General features: G+C 69.6%; 15 protein-coding genes. 6 read left to right on the top strand and 9 right to left on the bottom strand.

Annotation, left to right across the window (positions count from 1 at the left end; translation table 11 throughout):
• Positions 1-335: 335 nt before the first annotated feature.
• Genes I6I07_RS24555 through I6I07_RS24540 form a run of 4 tightly spaced genes read left to right on the top strand, consistent with a single transcriptional unit; the run spans position 336 to position 6,853 of the window.
• Positions 336-3,269, top strand: coding sequence for a type VI secretion system Vgr family protein (locus tag I6I07_RS24555; RefSeq protein ID WP_198484101.1), 2,934 nt, complete (start codon positions 336-338; stop codon positions 3,267-3,269).
• Positions 3,262-4,128 carry a DUF4123 domain-containing protein gene (locus I6I07_RS24550; protein WP_198484100.1) on the top strand — a complete coding sequence of 289 codons (867 nt, stop codon included), beginning with the start codon at positions 3,262-3,264 and terminating at the stop codon, positions 4,126-4,128. The genes I6I07_RS24555 and I6I07_RS24550 overlap by 8 nt, the downstream gene beginning before the upstream one ends.
• Positions 4,125-6,284: a T6SS phospholipase effector Tle1-like catalytic domain-containing protein gene (locus tag I6I07_RS24545; protein WP_198484099.1), complete on the top strand. Its 2,160-nt coding sequence runs from the start codon at positions 4,125-4,127 to the stop codon at positions 6,282-6,284. The genes I6I07_RS24550 and I6I07_RS24545 overlap by 4 nt, the downstream gene beginning before the upstream one ends.
• Positions 6,285-6,286: 2 nt before the next feature.
• On the top strand, positions 6,287-6,853 hold the full coding sequence (locus I6I07_RS24540; RefSeq protein ID WP_198484098.1) for a DUF3304 domain-containing protein: 567 nt from the start codon (positions 6,287-6,289) through the stop codon (positions 6,851-6,853).
• Here I6I07_RS24540 and asd read toward each other — a convergent pair.
• The 7 genes from asd to I6I07_RS24505 form a co-directional block, all read right to left on the bottom strand.
• Positions 6,850-7,716, bottom strand: a complete 867-nt coding sequence (gene asd / locus I6I07_RS24535; RefSeq protein WP_198484097.1) for an archaetidylserine decarboxylase — start codon at positions 7,714-7,716, stop codon at positions 6,850-6,852. The two genes, I6I07_RS24540 and asd, sit on opposite strands and share 4 nt — an antisense overlap.
• Before the next feature lie 189 nt (positions 7,717-7,905).
• Positions 7,906-8,847: an AraC family transcriptional regulator gene (locus I6I07_RS24530; protein ID WP_198484096.1), complete on the bottom strand. Its 942-nt coding sequence runs from the start codon at positions 8,845-8,847 to the stop codon at positions 7,906-7,908.
• Positions 8,848-8,931: 84 nt separating this feature from the next.
• A complete protein-coding gene (locus I6I07_RS24525) occupies positions 8,932-10,566 on the bottom strand; it encodes an ATP-binding cassette domain-containing protein (protein ID WP_198484095.1) in 1,635 nt (544 codons plus the stop codon).
• Positions 10,567-10,817: 251 nt separating this feature from the next.
• Positions 10,818-11,699 carry an HpcH/HpaI aldolase/citrate lyase family protein gene (locus tag I6I07_RS24520; protein WP_198484094.1) on the bottom strand — a complete coding sequence of 294 codons (882 nt, stop codon included), beginning with the start codon at positions 11,697-11,699 and terminating at the stop codon, positions 10,818-10,820.
• Positions 11,700-11,703: 4 nt separating this feature from the next.
• The gene (locus I6I07_RS24515; RefSeq protein WP_198484093.1) at positions 11,704-12,423 is read right to left on the bottom strand and encodes a response regulator transcription factor; all 720 of its coding nucleotides are present in this window, start codon (positions 12,421-12,423) and stop codon (positions 11,704-11,706) included.
• 379 nt (positions 12,424-12,802) lie between these two features.
• On the bottom strand, positions 12,803-13,309 hold the full coding sequence (locus I6I07_RS24510) for a hypothetical protein (RefSeq protein WP_061071326.1): 507 nt from the start codon (positions 13,307-13,309) through the stop codon (positions 12,803-12,805).
• Between the two features lie 121 nt (positions 13,310-13,430).
• Positions 13,431-14,033, bottom strand: coding sequence for a GNAT family N-acetyltransferase (locus I6I07_RS24505; protein ID WP_198484092.1), 603 nt, complete (start codon positions 14,031-14,033; stop codon positions 13,431-13,433).
• Positions 14,034-14,161: 128 nt separating this feature from the next.
• On the opposite strand from I6I07_RS24505, the gene I6I07_RS24500 reads away from it, so the two are divergent.
• Positions 14,162-15,397: an NAD(P)/FAD-dependent oxidoreductase gene (locus I6I07_RS24500; protein ID WP_198484091.1), complete on the top strand. Its 1,236-nt coding sequence runs from the start codon at positions 14,162-14,164 to the stop codon at positions 15,395-15,397.
• A 75-nt stretch (positions 15,398-15,472) separates the two neighbouring features.
• Here the strand turns inward: I6I07_RS24500 and I6I07_RS24495 are convergent, their stop codons facing one another.
• Entirely contained in the window at positions 15,473-16,600 is a 1,128-nt protein-coding gene (locus tag I6I07_RS24495) for a 3-deoxy-7-phosphoheptulonate synthase (protein ID WP_232625727.1), read from the bottom strand.
• Between the two features lie 255 nt (positions 16,601-16,855).
• Here I6I07_RS24495 and I6I07_RS24490 point away from each other — a divergent pair, with 255 nt between their 5' ends.
• Positions 16,856-18,079 carry an EAL domain-containing protein gene (locus tag I6I07_RS24490; protein ID WP_198484090.1) on the top strand — a complete coding sequence of 408 codons (1,224 nt, stop codon included), beginning with the start codon at positions 16,856-16,858 and terminating at the stop codon, positions 18,077-18,079.
• Between the two features lie 24 nt (positions 18,080-18,103).
• Here I6I07_RS24490 and I6I07_RS24485 read toward each other — a convergent pair whose 3' ends face one another.
• Positions 18,104-19,750, bottom strand: coding sequence for a mucoidy inhibitor MuiA family protein (locus tag I6I07_RS24485; RefSeq protein ID WP_232625725.1), 1,647 nt, complete (start codon positions 19,748-19,750; stop codon positions 18,104-18,106).
• Positions 19,751-19,799 lie beyond the last annotated feature (49 nt).

Here is a 19,799-nt window from a genome sequence, read left to right as displayed (position 1 = left end):
GCCGTGTCGTCGAGCCAGCGGCGTCCGTCGCGATTCAGGCGGTGGCCGGGGGCGGGTTCGTTATCGGAACCTGAGAAATTGTGATAATTCGCATCATCCCCGCACATCCTCATTCTTTTGGCGCAATCCGCAGCGCCAGGGCTCCCGTCGATCCGCCGCTCCCAGGCGCAAACCGGCATCCCCCGCGCGCCAAGATTTGGTTGCACATTACGCACGGCTGAATTTCCGGTCGGGCCAAGCTGGCGTGTTATTTCTCTTTGGCCCCGCTGTAGGACTGTGCATGGGAGACCCCTGACTGTGCCGGCTTCAACCCTGTTCCAGCGTTCCAGGCGGCCATGAGCGCCAGCCTGCTCAATTCCGATTCGCGGCTCTATCGCCTGCAGGGCGAGGGCGCGCTTGCGTCCTTGCAGGTGGAGGGCTGGATCGCGCGCGAGGCGCTTTCCGGCGTGGGCCAGTTGCGCGTGGTGGCGCTGTCGGACAATGCCGGCCTGTCGCTGCAGGACATGATCTCGCGCCCGGTGACCTTGTGGACCACGCGCGCCGACGGCAGCCAGGCCGCGCGCAGCGGCGTGATCCGCGAGGCCGAGCTGCTGTCGGGCGACGCCGGCCTGGCGCGCTACCGGCTGACCGTGGCGCCGTGGCTGTGGCTGGCCACGCAGCGGCGCGCCAGCCGCGTGTTCGAGGGCAAGGCCGTGCTGGACATCGTGCGCCATGTGCTCGATAGCTATGAGGGCTATGTCTACCGCATCGCGGCCGACGTCGAAGGCGCGCTGGCCGACCTGGCGCCGCGTCCCTACACCACCCAATACCGCGAAACCGACTACGACTTCCTGATGCGCCTGCTGGCCGAGGCCGGCCTGGGCTGGACCGTGCTGGAAGACGAAAGCGTGCCCGCGCGCCATGTGGTGCAGTTGTTCGCCGACAGCCGCAACCTGGCCGAGGACGCCGAGTCCGCGGGTGGCGGCATCCGCTTCCAGCGCGCCGCCGCGACCGAATCGCGCGACACCGTGCAGGCGCTGGTGCGCCAGCGCCGCCGCACGCCGGACAGCATCACCGTGCTGGGCTGGCACGACAGCGGCAAGCGCGCCGTGGCCGCGCAGGCGCCGGTCAACGCGGCCAGCGGACAGGACGATGCGGCCGGGTTGGACTGGTACGAGATTGCCGGCCATGGCGGCTTTGCCGACGAGGCCCAGGCCCGCCGCCAGGCGGAACTGGCGCGCGAGGCCGTGCGCGCCCGCGCCGAGACCTTCGCGGGCCGCGGGGTGGTGCGCACGTTCCGCTCGGGCACGCGCTTCACGCTGCAGGACCTGTCGTCGCTGGGCCCCTCGGGCGAGTCCGGCTTCGAGCCGGTCTTTGCGCTGGACTGGATCGAGCACGTAGGCATCAACAACTTGCCTCCGGAAACCCAGGCTTCGCTGGCGCAGCGGTTGGGCGGGCTGGATGCGTATCTGACGCTGGACGGCGAGGCCGTGGACCACGCCGGGTTTGGCGGCGGCATGGCCGATCCCGCATCGGATGACGCCGTCACGGACGGATTGCTGGCTGGCCGATTGCCGGCGGAGGCGTCGCAATCCGCTGATCCGGCCGTGCTGGCCAAGGCGCGCGAGGTCGGCTACGCCAACTGCTTCGAGGCGGTGCGCTGTGACCGGCCCTGGCGGCCCGCGTTGCCGCAACAGCGCGGCGCGCGCCTGACGGGGGCGCCGTCGGTGCACGGCGTGCACACCGCGGTGGTCACCGACGCCGAGGGCGGCACGCAACCGAAAGAGCATGACGAGATCCTGCGCAACAAGCGCGGCGACGTGCGCATCCGCTTCCACTGGCAGGCCGGCGGCGCCGAGGGCGAGGCCGCCAGCCGCTGGGTGCGGGTGGCGCAGCGCCAGTCGGGCGCGGGCATGGGCATCAGCTTCGTGCCGCGCATCGGCCAGGAGGTGCTGGTGCGCTTCCTGGACGACGACATCGACCAACCCATCGTGGTGGGCGCGCTGTACAACGGCCGCGGCGAAGGCGGCACGCCCGCCACGCCGGGCGGACGCCAGGGCGGCAAGGCCGAGACGCAGGTCTATGCCGCCGCGCGCGACAACGCGCCCAGCGCCCAGGCCAACCTGGCCTCGGGCAACGCGCCGGCCTGGCACGGCGCGGCCGGCGGCGACGAGAACCACCGCAACGCGGCCGCGTTGAGCGGCTTCAAGAGCAAGGAGTTCGGCGGCGCGGGCTACAACCAGATCGTGTTCGACGACACCGACGGCCAACTGCGCATGCAGGTCAAGAGCAGCGCGCAGGCCAGCGAGCTGAACCTGGGCCACCTGATCCACCAGGCCGGCAACTACCGCGGCGGCCTGCGCGGCCTGGGAGCTGAACTGCGCACCGACGGCTACGGCGCGGTGCGAGGCGGCGCGGGCGTGCTGCTGAGCACCTATACCGCCACCAGCGGTAATGCCAGCGCCATCGGCGATGCGGCCGGGGTGCAGGCGCTGGCCAGCCAGACCGAGCAGATGGCGCGTTCGCTCGATGGCGTGGTGGGCGCGCACCAGGGGCTGCGGCTGGCGACGGTGCAGGGCACGCGCGGTCCGGGCGCCAGCGCGCTCGATGGCGACAAGGCGCCGCTGGCGGCGATGCACCGGGCGGTCTCGGGCACGGTGGCGGGCGCGAGCGTGGATGGCGCGCTCGGCGACGCCTCGGCCAAGCATACCGATGCGGCGCAAGGCAAGGTGGCGCATCCCACCGATCCGGTGGTGCTGATGGCGGCGCGCGCGGGCCTGGCGCAGATCGCCGGCCAGCACCTGCAGTACACGGCCGGCGAGGCGGTGCACTGGTCCTCGGGCAAGGACCAGAACCTGGCGGTGATGGGCGCGCTGCGCCTGCACACGGGCCAGGGGCTGGGGATCGTGGCGGGGCTGCAGCAGGGCGGGGCGGGGTCTGGACTGGACCTGATCTCGGCCAAGGGCAACGTCGACATTCAGGCGCAGCACGACATCCTGCGGGTGCAGGCGCAGCAGGACATCACGATCGGCAGCGCCAATACGGCGGTGGAATACGCCGCGCCCAAGCGCATCCGCATCGCCACGGCGGCCGGCGCGAGCATCGTGCTCGAGGGCGGCAACATCACCGTGACCGCGCCGGGGCGCATCGATGTCAAGACCGGCAACAAGCAGTTCGCCGGGCCGGACCAATTGCCGTATCCGTTCCCGCAGTTCCCGCAGAGCGTGTGCGTCAGCTGCGCGGTGGAAGCGGCCGCGGGCGGTTCCGCAATGACGGTGAAGAATGCTTGAGGACCGCGACACCTGGATCGATCCGGCCACGCCGGACGTGGCGCAGGCCTTGCACGCCCCTGCCTGGAACCATCCGGACATGCCGGAGCGCTACGTGCTGCTCGACGCCGCTTTCTCGCCGCGCCTGCCCGAGCGGCTGGCGCGCTGGCTGGACGCCGAGGACTACTGCTCGCTTTACGCCGGCCGCTACCAGGGCGAGGGCCTGGACCAGGTGGCGCCGTACCTGTTGCGGCTGTCGTGGGTGCCGGCGTTGCGCGCGCCCGTGTGCGACAAGCTCATGCGGCTCACGCGCGGCAAGCCGATGATGAGCCTGCTGACCACGTCGGCGCCGCTCGAGCAGCTGGCCGATCATCTGTGCCGCCAGATCGAGGCGGTCAACACCGAGGGCAAGGCCTACCTGCTGCGCCTGGCCGATACGCGGTCCTTCGCGGCGCTGCTGGAGGTGTTCGCGCCCGCGCAGCGCCAGCGGCTGCTGGCGGGCATCTCGCGCTGGTCGTACGTGGACCGCCGCGGCGCGCTGCGGGTGGCGCAGGGGGATCCGCGCTTCGATCCGGACGCGCCGGCCGAACCCTATGTGATCGCCGCCGACCAGCAGCGCCATCTGCACCTGCTGGCGCTGCCCGACGCCATCCTGCGCTTCGTGCAACTGCGCGCGCCGTTGTTCGGCGCGTTGACCTGCCCGCCCTCGACGGCGTACCAATGCATCCTGGAGGGCGTGCGACGACTGGCGCGCCGAGGCCTGGACAACGAAGCGCTGGCGTACCGGCATGGTCTGGCGCTGCTGCGCCGCCACGGCATGCTGGCGCCCGCCAGCGCCGCGCCGTCCCTTGCCGTTTCCAGTTCGGAACTGTCCTCATGACTTTCAAATTCCGCTTCGCCGGCCCTTGCCGCGAGATCCCCTCGGACCTGGATTTCCGCGAGCAGCGCAAGGCCTGCCAGCGCATGGGCGAAAAGGCCGGCACGGATTGCGCGATCGAGCTGTTCTTCGGCTTCTTCTTCGATGGCACGCGCAACAACATGTACATGTCGGAGAAGGCGGGAAATCACACGCAGACCAATGTGGCGCGCCTGTACTCCGTGTTCGACGACACGATCGATCCCAGCTACAGCGCGCGGCAGCACCGCTTCCGCACCTATGTGGAAGGCGTGGGCACGCCTTGCGTCGAGAAGGTGGGCGACCCCGGCACGGGCGCTCACGCGCAGGCCGGCGCCGCCGCCGGCTGGGGAGGGGAGGCCCGCATCAACTGGGCCTTGCTGGAGTTCCAGAACAACCTCTACAGCCATTTCGTGCCCAATAGAACCTTGACCGATGCCATGGGCCAGCGCGCGACGACGCTGGTGCGGGAAATGAGCGCGGATATCGCCTTGTCGCGCCTGCAGGTCGAAGACCTGGCGAAGGCGGCCAAGGTCCCGCTGGCCGCGTACACCGGCATGAAACCGGGCGATGCGGCCGATGTCCTGGCCCGGCGCACGCAAGGGTTCGTGGATACCCTTTTGCGTGTGCGCGAGGTCAACAACACCGAGCCGAAAGACATGGCCCGCTACACGGTGCTGTCCAGGCGCAATCGGGATCTGCGCACGCTGCTGGGCGGCTACCTGGACACCAATCCGAAGATCGAGCGCATCCGTGTGTCCATCTTCGGTTTTTCGCGGGGCGCGGCCGAGGCGCGGGTGTTCGCCAACTGGCTCAAGGATGCCTGCGATCCACCGGGAGGCATCTCGTTCTATTCCCCCCGCGGCGATGGCGTGCTGCGCCTGGCGGGCATCAAGGTCGATATTGATTTCATGGGAATTTTCGACACGGTCGCGTCCGCCGGCATCGCCCAGAGCGTGAGCGAACAGGTGTGGGACGGGCACGGCGCCTGGGCGCGCAAGAAGGACATGGAAATCCCCAACCTGGTGTCGCGCTGCGTCCACATGGTCGGCGCGCACGAGGTGCGCGGGTCTTTTCCGCTGGATCTGATCGACGGGCCGAACTACGAGGAAATCGTCTATCCGGGGGTGCATTCGGACGTCGGCGGTGGCTACAAGCCGGGCGAACAGGGGCGCGGCGCCAAGGACAGCGACAAGCTGTCCCAGATTCCGTTGTGCGATATGTACCGAGAGGCGGTGCAGGCGGGCGTGCCGGTGCGGCTGCACCTTGCCCCCGCCGAATTCCAGAGCCAATTCGAGGTGTCCGCCGAACTGCGCGCGGCATTCAATGCCTACGTGGAGGCCACCCGCGATATTTCACAGAAGCAGACATCGTCCACGCGCATCCTGTACAACCACTATGTGCAGTACCTGCGCTGGCGGCGCCTGCGGGCCGAACGCGGACCCGAGTGGATCGGCGCCACGCCCAGCGCGGTGCGCGCCCGGGCAAACTACCCGCAGGACTACGAAGACCTGATACAGGCCAATGAGGAGCTGCTGCTGGAAGTGCGCAAGCTGACCACGGACAACGCCCTGGAGCGCTCCAGGACGCCGACGATGATGCCCGGCCCGGGCAGCGAAGGCGCCCGCCTTTACGACAGCGTCATGCTGCTGCTGCGGGGCAACAAGGAAAAAATGTGGCTCGATCAGCTTCGCACGGTCTGGAACCTGCCTGGCAGGCCCGCCGCCGCGGTGATCGATTTGCTGGATAACTTCGTGCATGATTCCCGCGCCTGGTTCAAGCCGTTGGGCAAGGACGACGACGTCTGGATCGTGCAACAGCAGGACCGTATCAAACAGTTGGAGAAACGCGAGAAGGAGGCGGAAGAATACGTCGCCATCGGCCGGCCCGACCTGGCCCTGATCGCGCGGCCCAACAAAGCGGAGCAGGCCGAATTGGCGCGCTACCGCGCCAATTCGAATGACCTGACGCTGCAACCGGGCGGGCGGGAGTTCTATTGGCAGTGGGGGTACCTGCGCTGGCGTTCGGTCTACACCAATCCCCAGGTGCGGGCACTGCGGGAAGCGCAGAAGGAGCGAGAGGACACGCAACGCGCCTTGCAGAACATGCCGATGAATTTCAACGCCTTGCCCAGGTTCTAGCCATGTTGACATCAACCAATCCCTGGCGTCGCGGGTCGATGTTTCCGGCCTGGCTTCGATCAGGCGGCTACCTGCTGTCAGGGCTTGTCCTGCTGCTCCTGGCGCTGGCGATGACTCCCGCAAGGGCTCAGGGCGAGCCGATTCCCGATACGCTGGGTGTGCGGCTTGGCATCATCAATTATCTGGATGAAGGCGTGGCGCCCGTCTACATCGATCAGGGTTGGGCCGCCGGCGTTCGGGGGCACGCCTATACGTCGGGTACCTGCTGCGTTTCCATCTCGACGCAATGGAAGCCCGGCATGACGATGCGGGTCGAATGGCGCACGGACGCCATGTTCAAGCGCGGCGAGAAGCAGATGATGAGCCGCGATGCGCCGATCCTGCCGTTCGAGCCGTTCCACGACGGCTACATCTGGGCGGTGTTCCTGCCCGGCGGCGAAGTGTACCTGCAGCCGTCCGCGGCGCGCCCGGGCGCCGAGGGCTTCCTGCAGGGATTGCCGCTGCCCGGGAACGAGACGGCCGCGGACCTGCGGCGCTTCGTCGAAAAGAATCCGCCGCCGGCGCGCTAGTCCCGCGGCAGCGCCAGCAATTCGCCCATGCGCACGGGGCCGCGCACAGACGGCGTGTCGGCCCAGCGCACCTTGCCCGGGCCGAACAGCACGATGGCGGTCGAACCCAGCTTGAAGCGGCCCATCTCGGCGCCCCTGGCCAGGTGGATCGGCGCGCGCGCCACGTCGTCGTAGCGCACGGCCTTGACGCGGCGCTTGTACGGCGTGACCAGGCCGGCCCAGACGGTTTCGATCGAGGCCACGATCATGGCGCCGACCAGCACCACGGCCATGGCGCCGTGCTCGGTGTCGAAGATGCAGACCACGCGCTCGTTGCGCGCGAACAGGCGCGGCACGTTGCGCGCGGTCAGCGGATTGACCGAGAACAGCCGGCCCGGCACGTGGATCATCTCGCGCAGCGTGCCGGCCACCGGCATGTGGACGCGGTGGTAGTCCTTGGGCGACAGGTAGATGGTGGCGAACTCGCCGCCCTGGAACGGCGCGGCGCGCTCGGCGTCGCCGCCCAGCAGGTCGGCCAGGCCATAGCTGTGGCCCTTGGCCTGGAAGATGCGGCCATGCTCGATGGCGCCCATCTGGCTGATGGCGCCGTCCGCCGGGCACAGCACGCCGCCCGGTTCCTCGTCCAGCGGCCGCGCGTCCGGCTTGAGGGCGCGGGTGAAGAAATCGTTGAAGCACTCGTAGGCCAGCGCGTCTTCCTGCTCGGCTTCGCGCATGTCCACGCCATACTTGCGCACGAAGCGCGAGATCATCCAGTTCTTGACCGCGGGTTCCCGGCAGTCCGAGGCGTATCCGAAGAAACGCGACACCAGGTGATGCGGCGCGAGGTACTGGCTGGCGAGGAAAAGTTGGTCTTTGATCGGCATCTAGGGCGCTAAAAAACGCGTCCCGCGGACAGCGGGACGTGGTTGGAGGTTGTCACGCGCGGGGCGGTGTCGATGTCTGCGTGGCAGCATGCGCACGGGCGTGCAATTCGCGGGATTGTAACGCGTCCGGCCGCCAATGGACCATGGGGCGGACAGCTTTCGTGACGCGATTCGACGGGCCGCGGCGCGCTATCCGGCCTGCGCCGCATCGTCCGGCGCAAGGCCCTGGCGACGGCAGGCGCCCGGCCCGACGCCGAAGTGCTGCTTGAAGGCGCGCGCGAACGCGGCTTCCGATTGGTAGCCGCATTCGGCGGCCACGCGCGCCACCGACCATTTGCGGCGCTCGAGCTGGCGCGCGGCATGTTCCATGCGTATCGCGGTCAGCAGGCGCAGCGGCGTCAGGCCGCTGGCGCGGACGAACTGGCGCGCGAAGGTGGCCCGCGACAGGTGGCAGCGTTCGGCCAGCGACGCCAGGGTCCACGGCTCGGTGGGCGCCAGCAGCATCGACTGCACCGCCGGCGCCAGCCGCGCATCGGCCATCAGGGCCAGCAGGCCGCGGGTCTGCTGGCCGTCGTGGACCAGGGCGCGCAGCACCAGCGTGAAAAGGGCGGTGGACAGCTGGTTGATGATGGCCGCGCCGCCCAGGCGCGGGTGTTCGGCCTCGGCCCGCATCAAGCCGAGCAACGCGGCCAGGGCGGTGTTGTCGCCGATCGCCGCGGCCCGCAGCACCATGGCCTGCGGCAGCGCCATCAGCAGCAGGCTGCCGGCGCGGCCCAGCGTGAACACGCCGCACAGCATTTCCAGGCGCGGCCCGGGGCCGTCCTGGGTCAGTTCGGTCAGGACGCCGTTGTGGCGGATATCGGCGGGCGGTGACGCGGCCGGCGCGGTGTCGTCGATGCCATGCAGCAGGTGCGAGGCGCCGTGCGGCAGCAGCAGGATGTCGCCGGCCCGCAGCGCCAGTTCGTCGCGGCCCACGCGGGCCACGCCTTCGCCGTCCAGGATGACGTGGTAGGGCACGTGGCCCGCCGGCGCCTGCGGGTGGTCGGCGCGCCAGCGGCCGCCGTAGCGGCACAGCAGGTCCACCGTGCCGGCGGGTTCGACCGTCGACAGGAGCTGGCTGAGGCTGTCCATGGGTTCAGGGCATGAGAAGGCAGGCACGGCCGCCGCAGCGCGGCGGGACATGCCTGCGATTCTATGCCGGTTCGGCGCGCGCGGTCAGGCCGCGGCCTTGGCCGACAGCTTGGTCTTGTAGAGCCAGTCCTTGTAGTCGTCCAGGTCGCCATCGAACGGGCTGAAGCGGCCGTCGGCCACGATGATGAACTGGTCGGTGGTGGCGCGCAGCAGGTGGCGGTCGTGCGACACCAGCACCAGCGTGCCTTCGAACTGCGCCAGCGCGGTGGTCAGCGCCTCGCGGGTTTCCAGGTCCAGGTGATTGGTGGGCTCGTCCAGCAGCAGCAGGTTGGGGCGCTGCCAGACGATCAGCGCCAGCGCCAGGCGCGCCTTCTCGCCGCCGGAGAACGGCGCGATCGAGCTGGTGGCCATGGCGCCGTTGAAATTGAAGCTGCCCAGGAAGTTGCGCAGTTCCTGTTCGCGCACCGTCGGCGCGATCTTGGCCATGTGCCACAGCGGCGATTCGTCGTGGCGCAGCATCTCGACCTGGTGCTGGGCGAAGTAGCCGATCGACAGGCCCTTGTTGAACTGCGTGTCGCCCGCCAGCGACTGCAGCTCGCCGGCGATGGTCTTGATGAAGGTCGACTTGCCGGCGCCGTTGATGCCGAGCAGGCCCAGGCGCTGGCCCGCCTGCAGCGAGAAATCGATGCCCGAGACGATGATCTTGTCGGACGTGACGCCGCTGTCCTCGTCGGTGTTGCGATAGCCGGCGCTGACCTTGTCCATCGTCAAGAGTGGATTGGGCGCGCGCAGCGGCTCGCGGAATTCGAACGAGAACTCGGCGGCGGCGCGCAGCGGCGCCACTTCTTCCATGCGGGCCAGCGCCTTGATGCGGCTCTGCGCCTGGCGCGCCTTGCTGGCCTGGGCCTTGAAGCGGTCGATGAACGACTGCAGGTGCGAGCGCTGGCGCATCTGCTTTTCGATCATGCCTTGCGCCAGTTCCAGCTGGGCGGCGCGCTGGCGCTCGAACGACGAGTAGTTGCCGGAGTAGCGCTTGAGCTTGCGTTCGTCGATGTGGACGATGACGTTGACCACGCCGTCCAGGAAGTCGCGGTCGTGCGAGATGACGATGAGCGTGCCCGGATAGCGCTTGAGCCAGTCTTCCAGCCAGATGATGGCGTCCAGGTCCAGGTGGTTGGTGGGCTCGTCCAGCAGCAGCAGGTCGGACGGGCACATCAGCGCCTGCGCCAGGTTCAGGCGCATGCGCCAGCCGCCCGAGAAGCTGGTCAGCGGCAGCTGCATCTGAGCCTGGGTGAAGCCCAGGCCCGTCAGCAATTGTTCGGCGCGCGAATGCACGGTGTAGGCGTCGGCATCGGCCAGCGCGGCGTAGATGTCGGCCATGCGCAGGCCGTTCTCGGCGCTCTCGGGCTCCGCTTCCAGCGCGGCCAGCTCGGCTTCGAGCTTGCGCAGCGTGACGTCGCCGTCGATGGCGTATTCGATGGCGGGGCGGTCGAGCGCGGGCGTTTCCTGCGCCACGTAGGCCATGCGCCAGCTGGCGGGGTAGTCCAGGTCGCCCTGGTCCGCGTGTAGCGTGCCGCGCAGCAGGCCGAACAGGCTCGACTTGCCGGCGCCGTTGGCGCCGATCAGGCCGATCTTGTCGCCGGGGTTCAGGAGCAGGTCGACCTTGTCGAACAAGGGCTTGACGCCGCGCATCAGTGAAACTTGTTGGAAGCGGATCATGAATCGTGTGGCTGGAGGGCGCGACCGGGGTGGTGTGGACCGGGGTGGTGTGGAATAAGCGCGGCAAGGTTCCCGCCACAAACTGCGGCGCAAAAGAAGGAACCGTGGAGCGATCGCGCCGGTGGCGCGATGGGCTGGCCGCGCCGGGCGCGGCTGGCGGACGGGGCGGATGCCCATCCGATCGCGGGCACTATTGTAGCTGGCCGCGCGGACCCGCGCCCGGAGCCAGGTTGAGGCCGGCGTGGCGGGCCTCAGGCCGGGGTCGCGCGCGCGGCGATGGCGTCGGCCAAGGCCAGCAGGCGTTCGGCTTCGCGCGCGTGCAGGTTCTCGACCAGCGCGCCGTCGACCACCGCCACCCCCTGGCCCGCGGCCTGGGCCGCGTGCCAGGCGTCGAGCCGCTTGCGCGCGCTGGCGAGTTCCGCATCGGTCGGGGCGAAGGCGGCGTTGGCGGCGGCGATCTGCCGGGGGTGGATCAGCGTCTTGCCGTCGAAGCCCTGGTCGCGTCCCTGGCGGCACGCGGCGGCCAGGCCGGCGTCGTCATCCAGGTCCAGGTGCACGCCGTCCAGCACGGCCAGGCCATGGGCGCGCGCGGCCAGCACCGCCAGCGAACGGGCCAGCAGCGTTTCGTGGCGCTCGGGCGTGTGGCGCGCGTGCAGGTCCTTGACCAGGTCGGAGGTGCCCACCACGATGGCCGCGAGCCGCGCGTGGCCGGCGGCGATGGCGTCCAGGCGCAGGAATCCCAGCGGCGTCTCGGCCATCGCCCACAACGGCAGCGCGGCGGGCGCGCCGGCTGCGTCCAGCGCTTGCGCCAACGCGTCCAGCTCGGCCGCCGATTGCACCTTGGGCAGCAGCACCGCGTCGGCGCCGGCCTGCGCGATGGCGCGCACGTCGTCCAGGCCCCACGGCGTATCGAGCGCATTGACGCGCACCACGCATTCGCGCCGGCCATAGCCGCCGGCGCGCAGGGCCGCGGCGACCTGCTGGCGCGCCAGCGCCTTGGCATCGGGCGCGACCGCGTCTTCCAGGTCCAGGATCAGCGTGTCGGCATCGAGGCCGCGGGCCTTGTCCAGCGCGCGCGCATTGGCGCCCGGCATGTACAGGACGGAACGGCGGGGACGGGCGGCGAGGGACATGGATTCAACGCTTGGGATTGCTGATGACCTGCACGGGCATGGTGCAGACATAGCCGACGCCATACACCGTGCGGATGCCCATGTCGCCGCCGGCCTGCGCGCGCAGCTTGCGGCGCAGGCGGTGCATGTGGGCGTCGAGCCGATGGGTGTCGTAGGCTTCGGCGCTGGCGCCGAGCGCCTCGACCAGCCGGCCGCGCGACAGCGGCAGCGGCGCGGCCTGGATCAGCGCGCCGATCAGGCGGCTCTCGGTATCGGTGATGTCGACGTGGATGCGCTTGGGCGAGACCAGCATGCGGCGCGCCGGATCGAAGCGCCAGACGTCGACGCTGGGCGCCTCGGGGCTGTTGGCGGGCACCACGCGCAGGCGGCGCGACAGCGAGACGAGCGTCGCGCCCAGTTCGGCCAGGTTGACGGGCTTGGTCAGGTAATGGTCGGCGCCCAGGCTCAGGCCCGACACCTTGTCTTCGCTCAACAGGCGCCCGGTGAGCATGATGATGCCCATTGAGGGATAGGTGGTGCGCAGGTGGGACACGCGCGTCAGTCCGTCGCCGTCGGGCAGCATGGCGTCCAGCACCAGGATGCCGGGGGTGACGCTCAGCAGCAGTTGGTCGAGTTCGGACAGCGAGCCCGCGGTGAGGATGGCTTCGCCCAGGCCGAGGTCGTGGATGAATTCGGCGATGGTGTCGCGCCAGTCCCCGTGATCGTCGACGATGATGATGGTCACGGCGCCGGTCGAGCTGGCGGTTGTGCGCGAGGCGCTCCAAGGGCAAACACGCTTTCCGCTCCTTTCATGCTACGGCTTCTTATTGGTGTGAGTGAGTCCGCCTGGCGCGGGCCAGATACGGCGCCATCCGGTGTGATCCCCTCGAGGCGCTCCCGCGGAGAATATCATTATCGCCGTTGCGGCGGCGCGGCATATTGCGGTGCAGCGAATGCCGCTGCGAGGCGCCTCGAACCGCGCCAATTCGGGTGGTCAAAAAATGACCAGCCCCGGTAACGGCGCCGTAACCGCCAGCAGCCGTGCTCCCATGCATTTCTTATCCACAGAAACTGTGGATAAGAAAGCCGCCTGACAGTTGTTCAGGGGTTCGGCGCCGCGGGGGTCATTGCGGCGGCGTCGCCGCGTCCGTCAGGTATTCCACCGGCACGCCTTGCGGCACCCTGCGCACGCGATCGCGTTCGATGCGCGGCGGCGCGAAGCGGGTCTTGCGGGCCGCGGCGTTCTGCAGCAGCACCGACAGCACCGCGCCCTTGTCCTGGATCCATTGGGCCTTGCCGCGCAGCAGCTTCATCGCGTTCTCGGCGGTTCCCAACTTGTAGGACATGGAGTTGATCTGGACCGAGGTCTTGCCGTTGAACGCGGACTCGTCCTGTTCGGTGAGCGCCGCGGCGTCGAGGTTGCTGCTTTCGTGGTCGATGCGGTAGACGAACTTGAGGCCGCTGAACGGATCCTGCACCACGACGAGCTTGTCCGAACCCGAGACGTCCGACAGCATGCCGATGACCAATGATTCAACCAGCTGGTTGCCCCGTTGTTCTTCGGTGTAGATGAAGATGGTGCGCTGGTTGTGCCCGAGCGGCGAGGGCGGGGCGAGGGGAGAACGATCCATACCTGACTTGAAAGAGGCGGGGCGGGTGGAAACTTGCCCCGCGGTACTGCGTTAACGGCGTCGCGTCGCGTGAACTTGAGCGCCGGCCTTGATGTAGACAAAGAACAAAACCCCGCGCGGACTACGGCGTGCGCCGCAGGCGAGCCAGCAGGCGCGCTTTGGCGGCGGGCCAATCCTCGTCGAGGATGGCGAAATAGACTATGTCGCGGGTGCGTCCGGACTGCGCGATGAGGTGCTTGCGGAACACCCCTTCCTCGACGCCGCCGATACGGAGGATGGCCTGCCGGGATTGCAGGTTGGTCACTTCCGTCTTGAACACGACCCGTATGATACCAATTGTTTCAAAGGCGTGCTGCAATAAAAGATATTTGGCTTCGGTGTTGGCGCCGCTGCGCTGGCTGGCGGGGGTGAGCCAGGTGGCGCCGATCTCCAGGCGCTTGTGCGGCAGGGCGATATCCATATAACGCGTGGCGCCGATGACCTGGCCGTCGGCGCGCCGCACGATCGCGAACGGCAGGCAGGCGCCGGCGACCTGGCCGGCCAGCGCGCGTTCGACATAGCGGCGCATGTCGTCGGCCGATTCGACCGGTTCGGGTTGCAGCCGCCACAGCTCGGGGTGCAGCCCGGCCTCGGCCAGCGCGGCGGCGTGCGCCAGGGCCAGGGGTTCGAGCCGGACGATCTCGCCTTCCAGGGTGACGGGCGGCAGGCGGGCGGGGGAGGACATAACGGGAGACTCCGCGGGCGCGTCGCGGTCGGGCGTCCGCCGTCATGGCGGCGTCCCGGACGCCCAGCGATTCTACGCCCGCCCTCGGCGGCTTGCCGAAGCCCGCGCCCGGGCGCAGAATGCGGCGCATGAAAACAGACGTGGTTGTCCTGGGCGCGGGCATCATCGGGGTGAGCGCCGCGCTGCACCTGCAGGCGCGCGGCCGCTCGGTGGTCCTGCTGGACCGGCGCGGTCCCGGCGAGGAAACCAGCTACGGCAATGCCGGGTTGATCGAACGCGCCAGCGTCATTCCCTACGCCTTTCCGCGCGACTGGCGCAGCCTGCTGCGTTACGCCGGCAACCGCACGCCCGACGTCCGCTACCACGCGCGCTTCCTGCCGCGCCTCGCGCCTTGGCTGCTGCGCTATTGGTGGCATTCGGCGCCATCGCGGCTGGCGCGCGCCGCGGCCGCCATGCTGCCGCTGATCGAGCGCAGCGTGGCCGAGCACGATGCGCTCAAGGACGCCGCCGGCATCGGTGCGCTGTTCCGCCGCAACGGCTGGATCGATGGCATGCGCAGCCAGCAGAGCCTGGACCGCGCCGCGACCGAGGCCGCCGCGCTGGCGCACTACGGGCTCGACTACCAGGTGCTGGACCGCCAGGCCCTGTCGGCGCTGGAGCCGTCGTTGTCGCCACGCATGGTGGGCGCGATCCACTGGCGCGACCCGGTCAACGTGTCGGATCCGGGCGCGGTGGCGCGCGGCTACGCGGCGCTGTTCCAGCAACGCGGCGGCCTGCTGGCGCGCGGCGATGCGCGCAGCCTGGAAGCGGTGTCGGGCGGCTGGCGCGTGCGCGGCGTGACCGGGCCGGTCGAGGCGCGCGAGGTGGTGGTGGCGCTGGGGCCGTGGTCGCCCGATGTGCTGCGGCCGCTGGGGTATCGCGTGCCCATGGCGGTCAAGCGCGGCTATCACCAGCATTTCGCATTGGAGGGCGGCGCCGCGCTGTCGCATCCGGTGGCCGATATCGACAGCGGCTTCGTGATGTCGCCCATGACGCTGGGCCTGCGCCTGACCACGGGCGCCGAGTTCGCGCCGCGCGACGCGCCGCCGTCGCCGGTGCAGGTGGCGCGCACGCGGGCGCTGGCGGCGCAGTTGCTGCCGCTGGGCGAGGCGGTGGAGAAAACGCCGTGGATGGGCTGCCGGCCGTGCATGCCGGACATGCGCCCGGTGATCGGCGCGGCGCCGCGGCATCCGGGCCTGTGGCTGGCCTTCGGCCACGCGCATCACGGCTTCACGCTGGGGCCGGTGACCGGCAAGCTGCTGGCCTGCCTGATGACGGGACAGGCGCCGGACATGGATCCGGCGCCGTATGCATTGAACCGCTAGGCCCGCGCGCGGCGCGGGTATCCGATGCGGCATCGCGGTCCGCGTGGCGCCATGCCGCGCGAACCCGGGCGGGTGTCAGCCGCCGGTCTTGGCGCGGCGCTGGCGCACCGCGTCGGCCAGCAGGTCCAGCACCGGCAGGGTCTGGGTCCAGCCCAGGCAGGCGTCGGTGATCGACACGCCATGGCGCAGCGGCTGGCCGGGCTTGAGGTCCTGGCGGCCTTCCTCGAGATGACTCTCGATCATCACGCCGGTGATGCGGCTGTCGCCTTGCGACAGCTGGGCGGCGATGTCGCGGGCCACGTCGACCTGGCGCAGGTGCGACTTGTTGGAGTTAGCGTGCGAGCAGTCGATCATGACCTGTTCGCGCTGGCCGGCGGCGCGCAGCACGGCGCAACAGGCGTCGACGCTGGCCGCGTCGTAGTTGGGGCCCTGCTTGCCACCGCGCAGGATGACGTGGGTGTCTTCGTTGCCGCGGGTCTCGAAGATGGCGGCCATGCCCATCTTGGTCATGCCCATGAAGGCGTGCCTGGCGCTGGCGGCGACGATGGCGTCGGCCGCGATCTGCACGCCGCCGTCGGTGCCGTTCTTGAAGCCGAGCGGGCAGCTCAGGCCGGAGCTGAGCTGGCGATGGCTGGGGCTTTCGGTGGTGCGCGCGCCGATGGCGCCCCAGGCGATCAGGTCGGCGATGTACTGCGGGCTGAGCAGGTCGAGGAACTCGGTGGCGATCGGCAGGCCCAGGCCGCTGATGTCCAGCAGCAGTTCACGGGCGCGGCGCAGGCCTTCGTTGATGCGGAAGCTGCCGTCCAGGCGCGGATCGTTGATGTAGCCCTTCCAGCCGACGGTGGTGCGGGGCTTCTCGAAATAGACGCGCATCACGATCAGCAGGTCATCACGGTACTGGTCGGCGGCCGAGCGCAGCTGGCGCGCGTATTCCATGGCCTGGCCGTGGTCGTGGATCGAGCAGGGGCCGACCACCAGCACCAGGCGGTCGTCGCGGCCATGCAGCACGTCGGCGATGCGGGCGCGGCTGTCCTCGACCAGCGACTGGATCTCGGCCGAGACCGGCAGCTCGTCCTGCAGCAGGGCGGGCGAGATCAACGGACGCACGGCGCTGATGCGGGTGTCGTCCGTGCGGGTGTTGTCCTGGGTGGCGTCGGCCGTGCCGACCTCGCGGTCGTGCAGGGGATCGTCAATGCGGGTCAAGGGAAGCTCCGTGCCGTAGATGCGGGGAAAGACCACCATTATCGCACCGGCGGGCGTCATCCGTCCGGGCTATGTCCCCGTGTGCCCTAGGACGATCGATGGCGGCCGGGCGGCAAATGGGCCTAGGACGTGTTCGGTGGCGCTACAGTCGGGGAAGATGCCTTAGCATTGACCCAACGCGTTCCCGCGACCGCGCCCCGGCCTGGCGGCCCACGCCAGGATCACCGCATGCCGATACGCCCGAGGACATGACCGATGCCCAAATCCGACGCCGGCGCCTCTCGAAGGATTCTCCTGGTGGAAGACCACCCGGTGGAGCGGGCATATCTGCAGAACATGCTGCTGGCCCTGGGGTACAGGCGCGTGGCCGGGGTGGGCAGCAGCGCCGAGGCCATCGGCGCCCTGGCGCGCCAGGCCTACGACGTGGTAATCAGCGACATCGTCATGGGCGAGGGCGACGGCACCCGCCTGCCCAACGAACTGCGCCAGCTGGTCGACGGCGGCCGGCTCAAGAGCATGCCGCCCATCGTCTGGATCAGCAGCCTTTCCGACGAACTGTTGCAATCGCATGTGCGGCTGGCGCTGCAGGCCGGCTGTCCATCGTCGCAGGCGCTGGCCAAGCCGGTGACGCGCACCGCCATGCAGCACGCCATCAAGGCGGCGCTGCACAGCCTGGACGACGATACCGCCTCGCCGCGCCGGACCGCGGTGCGACGCGAGGTGATCGAGGCGGAACTGGGCCGCGCGCTGAACTCCGGCGATGGCATGAGCGTCGTGCTGCAGCCCCAGGTCGATCTGACGACCGGCCGGGCGGTGGCGGCCGAGGCGCTGTCGCGCTGGGACCATCCGACGCTGGGCGCCATTCCCGCGGTGGACTTCGTGCCCGCGGCGCATCGCCTGGGGCTCGACCGGACGCTGTTCAACCGCGTCGCCGATTGCGTGGTGGAGGTGCTGGTGACGATGCACGCGGAAGGCATCGCCGTGCCGATCGCGATCAACGCCTCGGCCTCGACCCTGTGCGCCCCGGGGCTGCCGGACGGCCTGGAGCAGCGGGTGACGCAGGCCGGGCTGCCGGCGCGGCTGGTCAAGGTGGAACTGACGGAAGACGAGCCGGTCACCGACTGGCTGGCCCTGTCGTCGGCCCTGAACCTGTTGCGGGTGCGCGGCTTCGAGCTGGCGATGGACGATTTCGGCGCGGGCATCGCGTCGATGCGGCTGTTCTCGGCCATGCCGTTCACGGAACTGAAGATCGACCGCGACTTCATCGTCCACATGCACCGCGAGCCGGCCTCGCGCGCCGTGGTGGCGGCGGCCATCGAGATGGGGCGGGCGCTGGGGCGGCGGGTGGTCGCCGAAGGGGTCGAGCAGGAGCGCGATATCCTGCTGCTGCGCGAGCTGGGCTGTACGCTGGCGCAGGGCTACGGCATTTCGATGCCGCTGGCCCCGGCCGATTTCATCGCGTTCTGCCGCCGGCAGTGAGACCGGCGGCGTCGCGATCGTCGCTCAGAGACCGGCCACGTCGATGTCGCCCGGATAGTCGACCGAGAACTTGAGCACCGCGTCGCGCGACTTGCCGGGCTCCATTTCCCAGTTCCACACCAGCACGCCGTCGTCTTCGCGCTTGATGTCGCGTTCGGCCGGAGACAGCAGCTTGACCTCGATCTTCTCGTTGCGCGAGATCGGCAGACGGTCCTTGAAGTTGACCTGTTCCTTGGTGGCCTTGTTGTTCTTGACCGTGATCTTGTATTCGTAGGTCACGCGCTTGCCGTTGCCGGAGAAGCCGGTGCTTTCGGTGAACCGGTTGACCAGCTGGCGCTTGATCGAGATGCCGTCGTCGGCGCCCAGGGCCAGCTCGACCTTTTCGCCGGGCATGACCGACTTCATGGACGAGGCCGCGACGAAGGCGTCCTCCAGGAAGGTGTTGAGCGTGCCCGCCAGGAACGGGTACTCGGTGTTGTTGTTGGCCAGCGCGGTCAGGAACGCGGCCTCGCGCAGCGCCGGGGTGGACTGGTATTGCAACGTGGCCGGCAGCTTGGCGGAGGCGATGGCGACGCGCTGCGTGCTGTTGTCGGACGGCAGCGTGGCGGGCGTGCGGATCTGGAACGAGGCGCTGGTGGCCTCGGACTGGACCTCGGCGGTCGAGACCTTGGCCTCTTCCAGGACGGGCGCCATGTCGGCGGCGGCCGCCTCGGCGTAGGCCGCCTTGGGGCTCTGGCGGGCCCGCGGCTCGGGGCGCATGGCCGGCGCCGCGGCCGCCACCGGGGCCGGCATCGGCGGGGGCGGCGCCGCCACGTCGATGATCCACGGATTGAGCTTGGGCGCGCCGCCGCCCAGCGCCGGGCGGGCGGTGGACAGGGTCAGCTTGACGTTGTTCCAGTCTTCGCCGGTGTTCTGTCGGATCACGCCGAAATAGCCGAGATCGACGCTGCGGTCGGCCGGGCGCAGGCGCGCATCGTAGGAGGGCGTCCAGCGCGCGCCCGCCACCGCATAGGACACGTTCAGATCGAGCTTGCCGGCGCGCGCCAGGTTGACGCGCAGCGTGACGGTCTTGGTGCGGCGGTTGAGCTGGCCCTGCAACTGGCCCAACTCGCCTTGCGCGGCGGACAGCTGGCGCTCCAGGTCGTCGCGCTGCTCGGCGACGCGGCGCAGGCCGGCGAGCGTGCGGCTGAGCGTGTCGGCGCTGAGCGCCTGGATCGCCTTGAGCTCGTCCAGCGTCGGCCGCGGACCGTCCTTGGCCGGTTCGGTGGCGCCGCGCTGCATCATCGCCACCAGCTCGCGCTGGTTGTCCAGCACCGCCGCCTCGTCGTCCAGGGCGGCCTGCTGGCCTTCGATCTTGCGGATCTGGTCTTCGAGCTGCTTGACGCGTTCGTTGGCGGTGTCGGCCTGGAAGGCATCGCGCACCCGCACGTCCAGCAGGGTGGCCTGGCCGGAGCTCTTGGCCGAGACCTGCAGCGAATTCTCCTGCAGGCTGGCGGGCAGCTTTTCCAGCACCAGCTCGTGTTCGCCGGCGGCCAGGTCGCTGCTGGCGGCGCGGGTGACGACGGCGCGGTCCTGATAGACCGTCACCGCGCCGATGGAGGAGGCCAGCCCGGCCGCCGCGGCCAGACCGGGAAGCGTGGCGATGGCCACGGCCAGAAGAGTACGTTGCACGTGTGCACCTATAGGCAGGTTGCGCCGGCCGGCCTTCCGGTGACGGAAG

The organism is Achromobacter deleyi (assembly GCF_016127315.1).
Classification (GTDB): domain Bacteria; phylum Pseudomonadota; class Gammaproteobacteria; order Burkholderiales; family Burkholderiaceae_B; genus Achromobacter; species Achromobacter insuavis_A.
The sequence above is the reverse complement of the archived record's forward strand: the minus strand, read 5'-3'. Positions and strand labels throughout refer to the sequence as shown.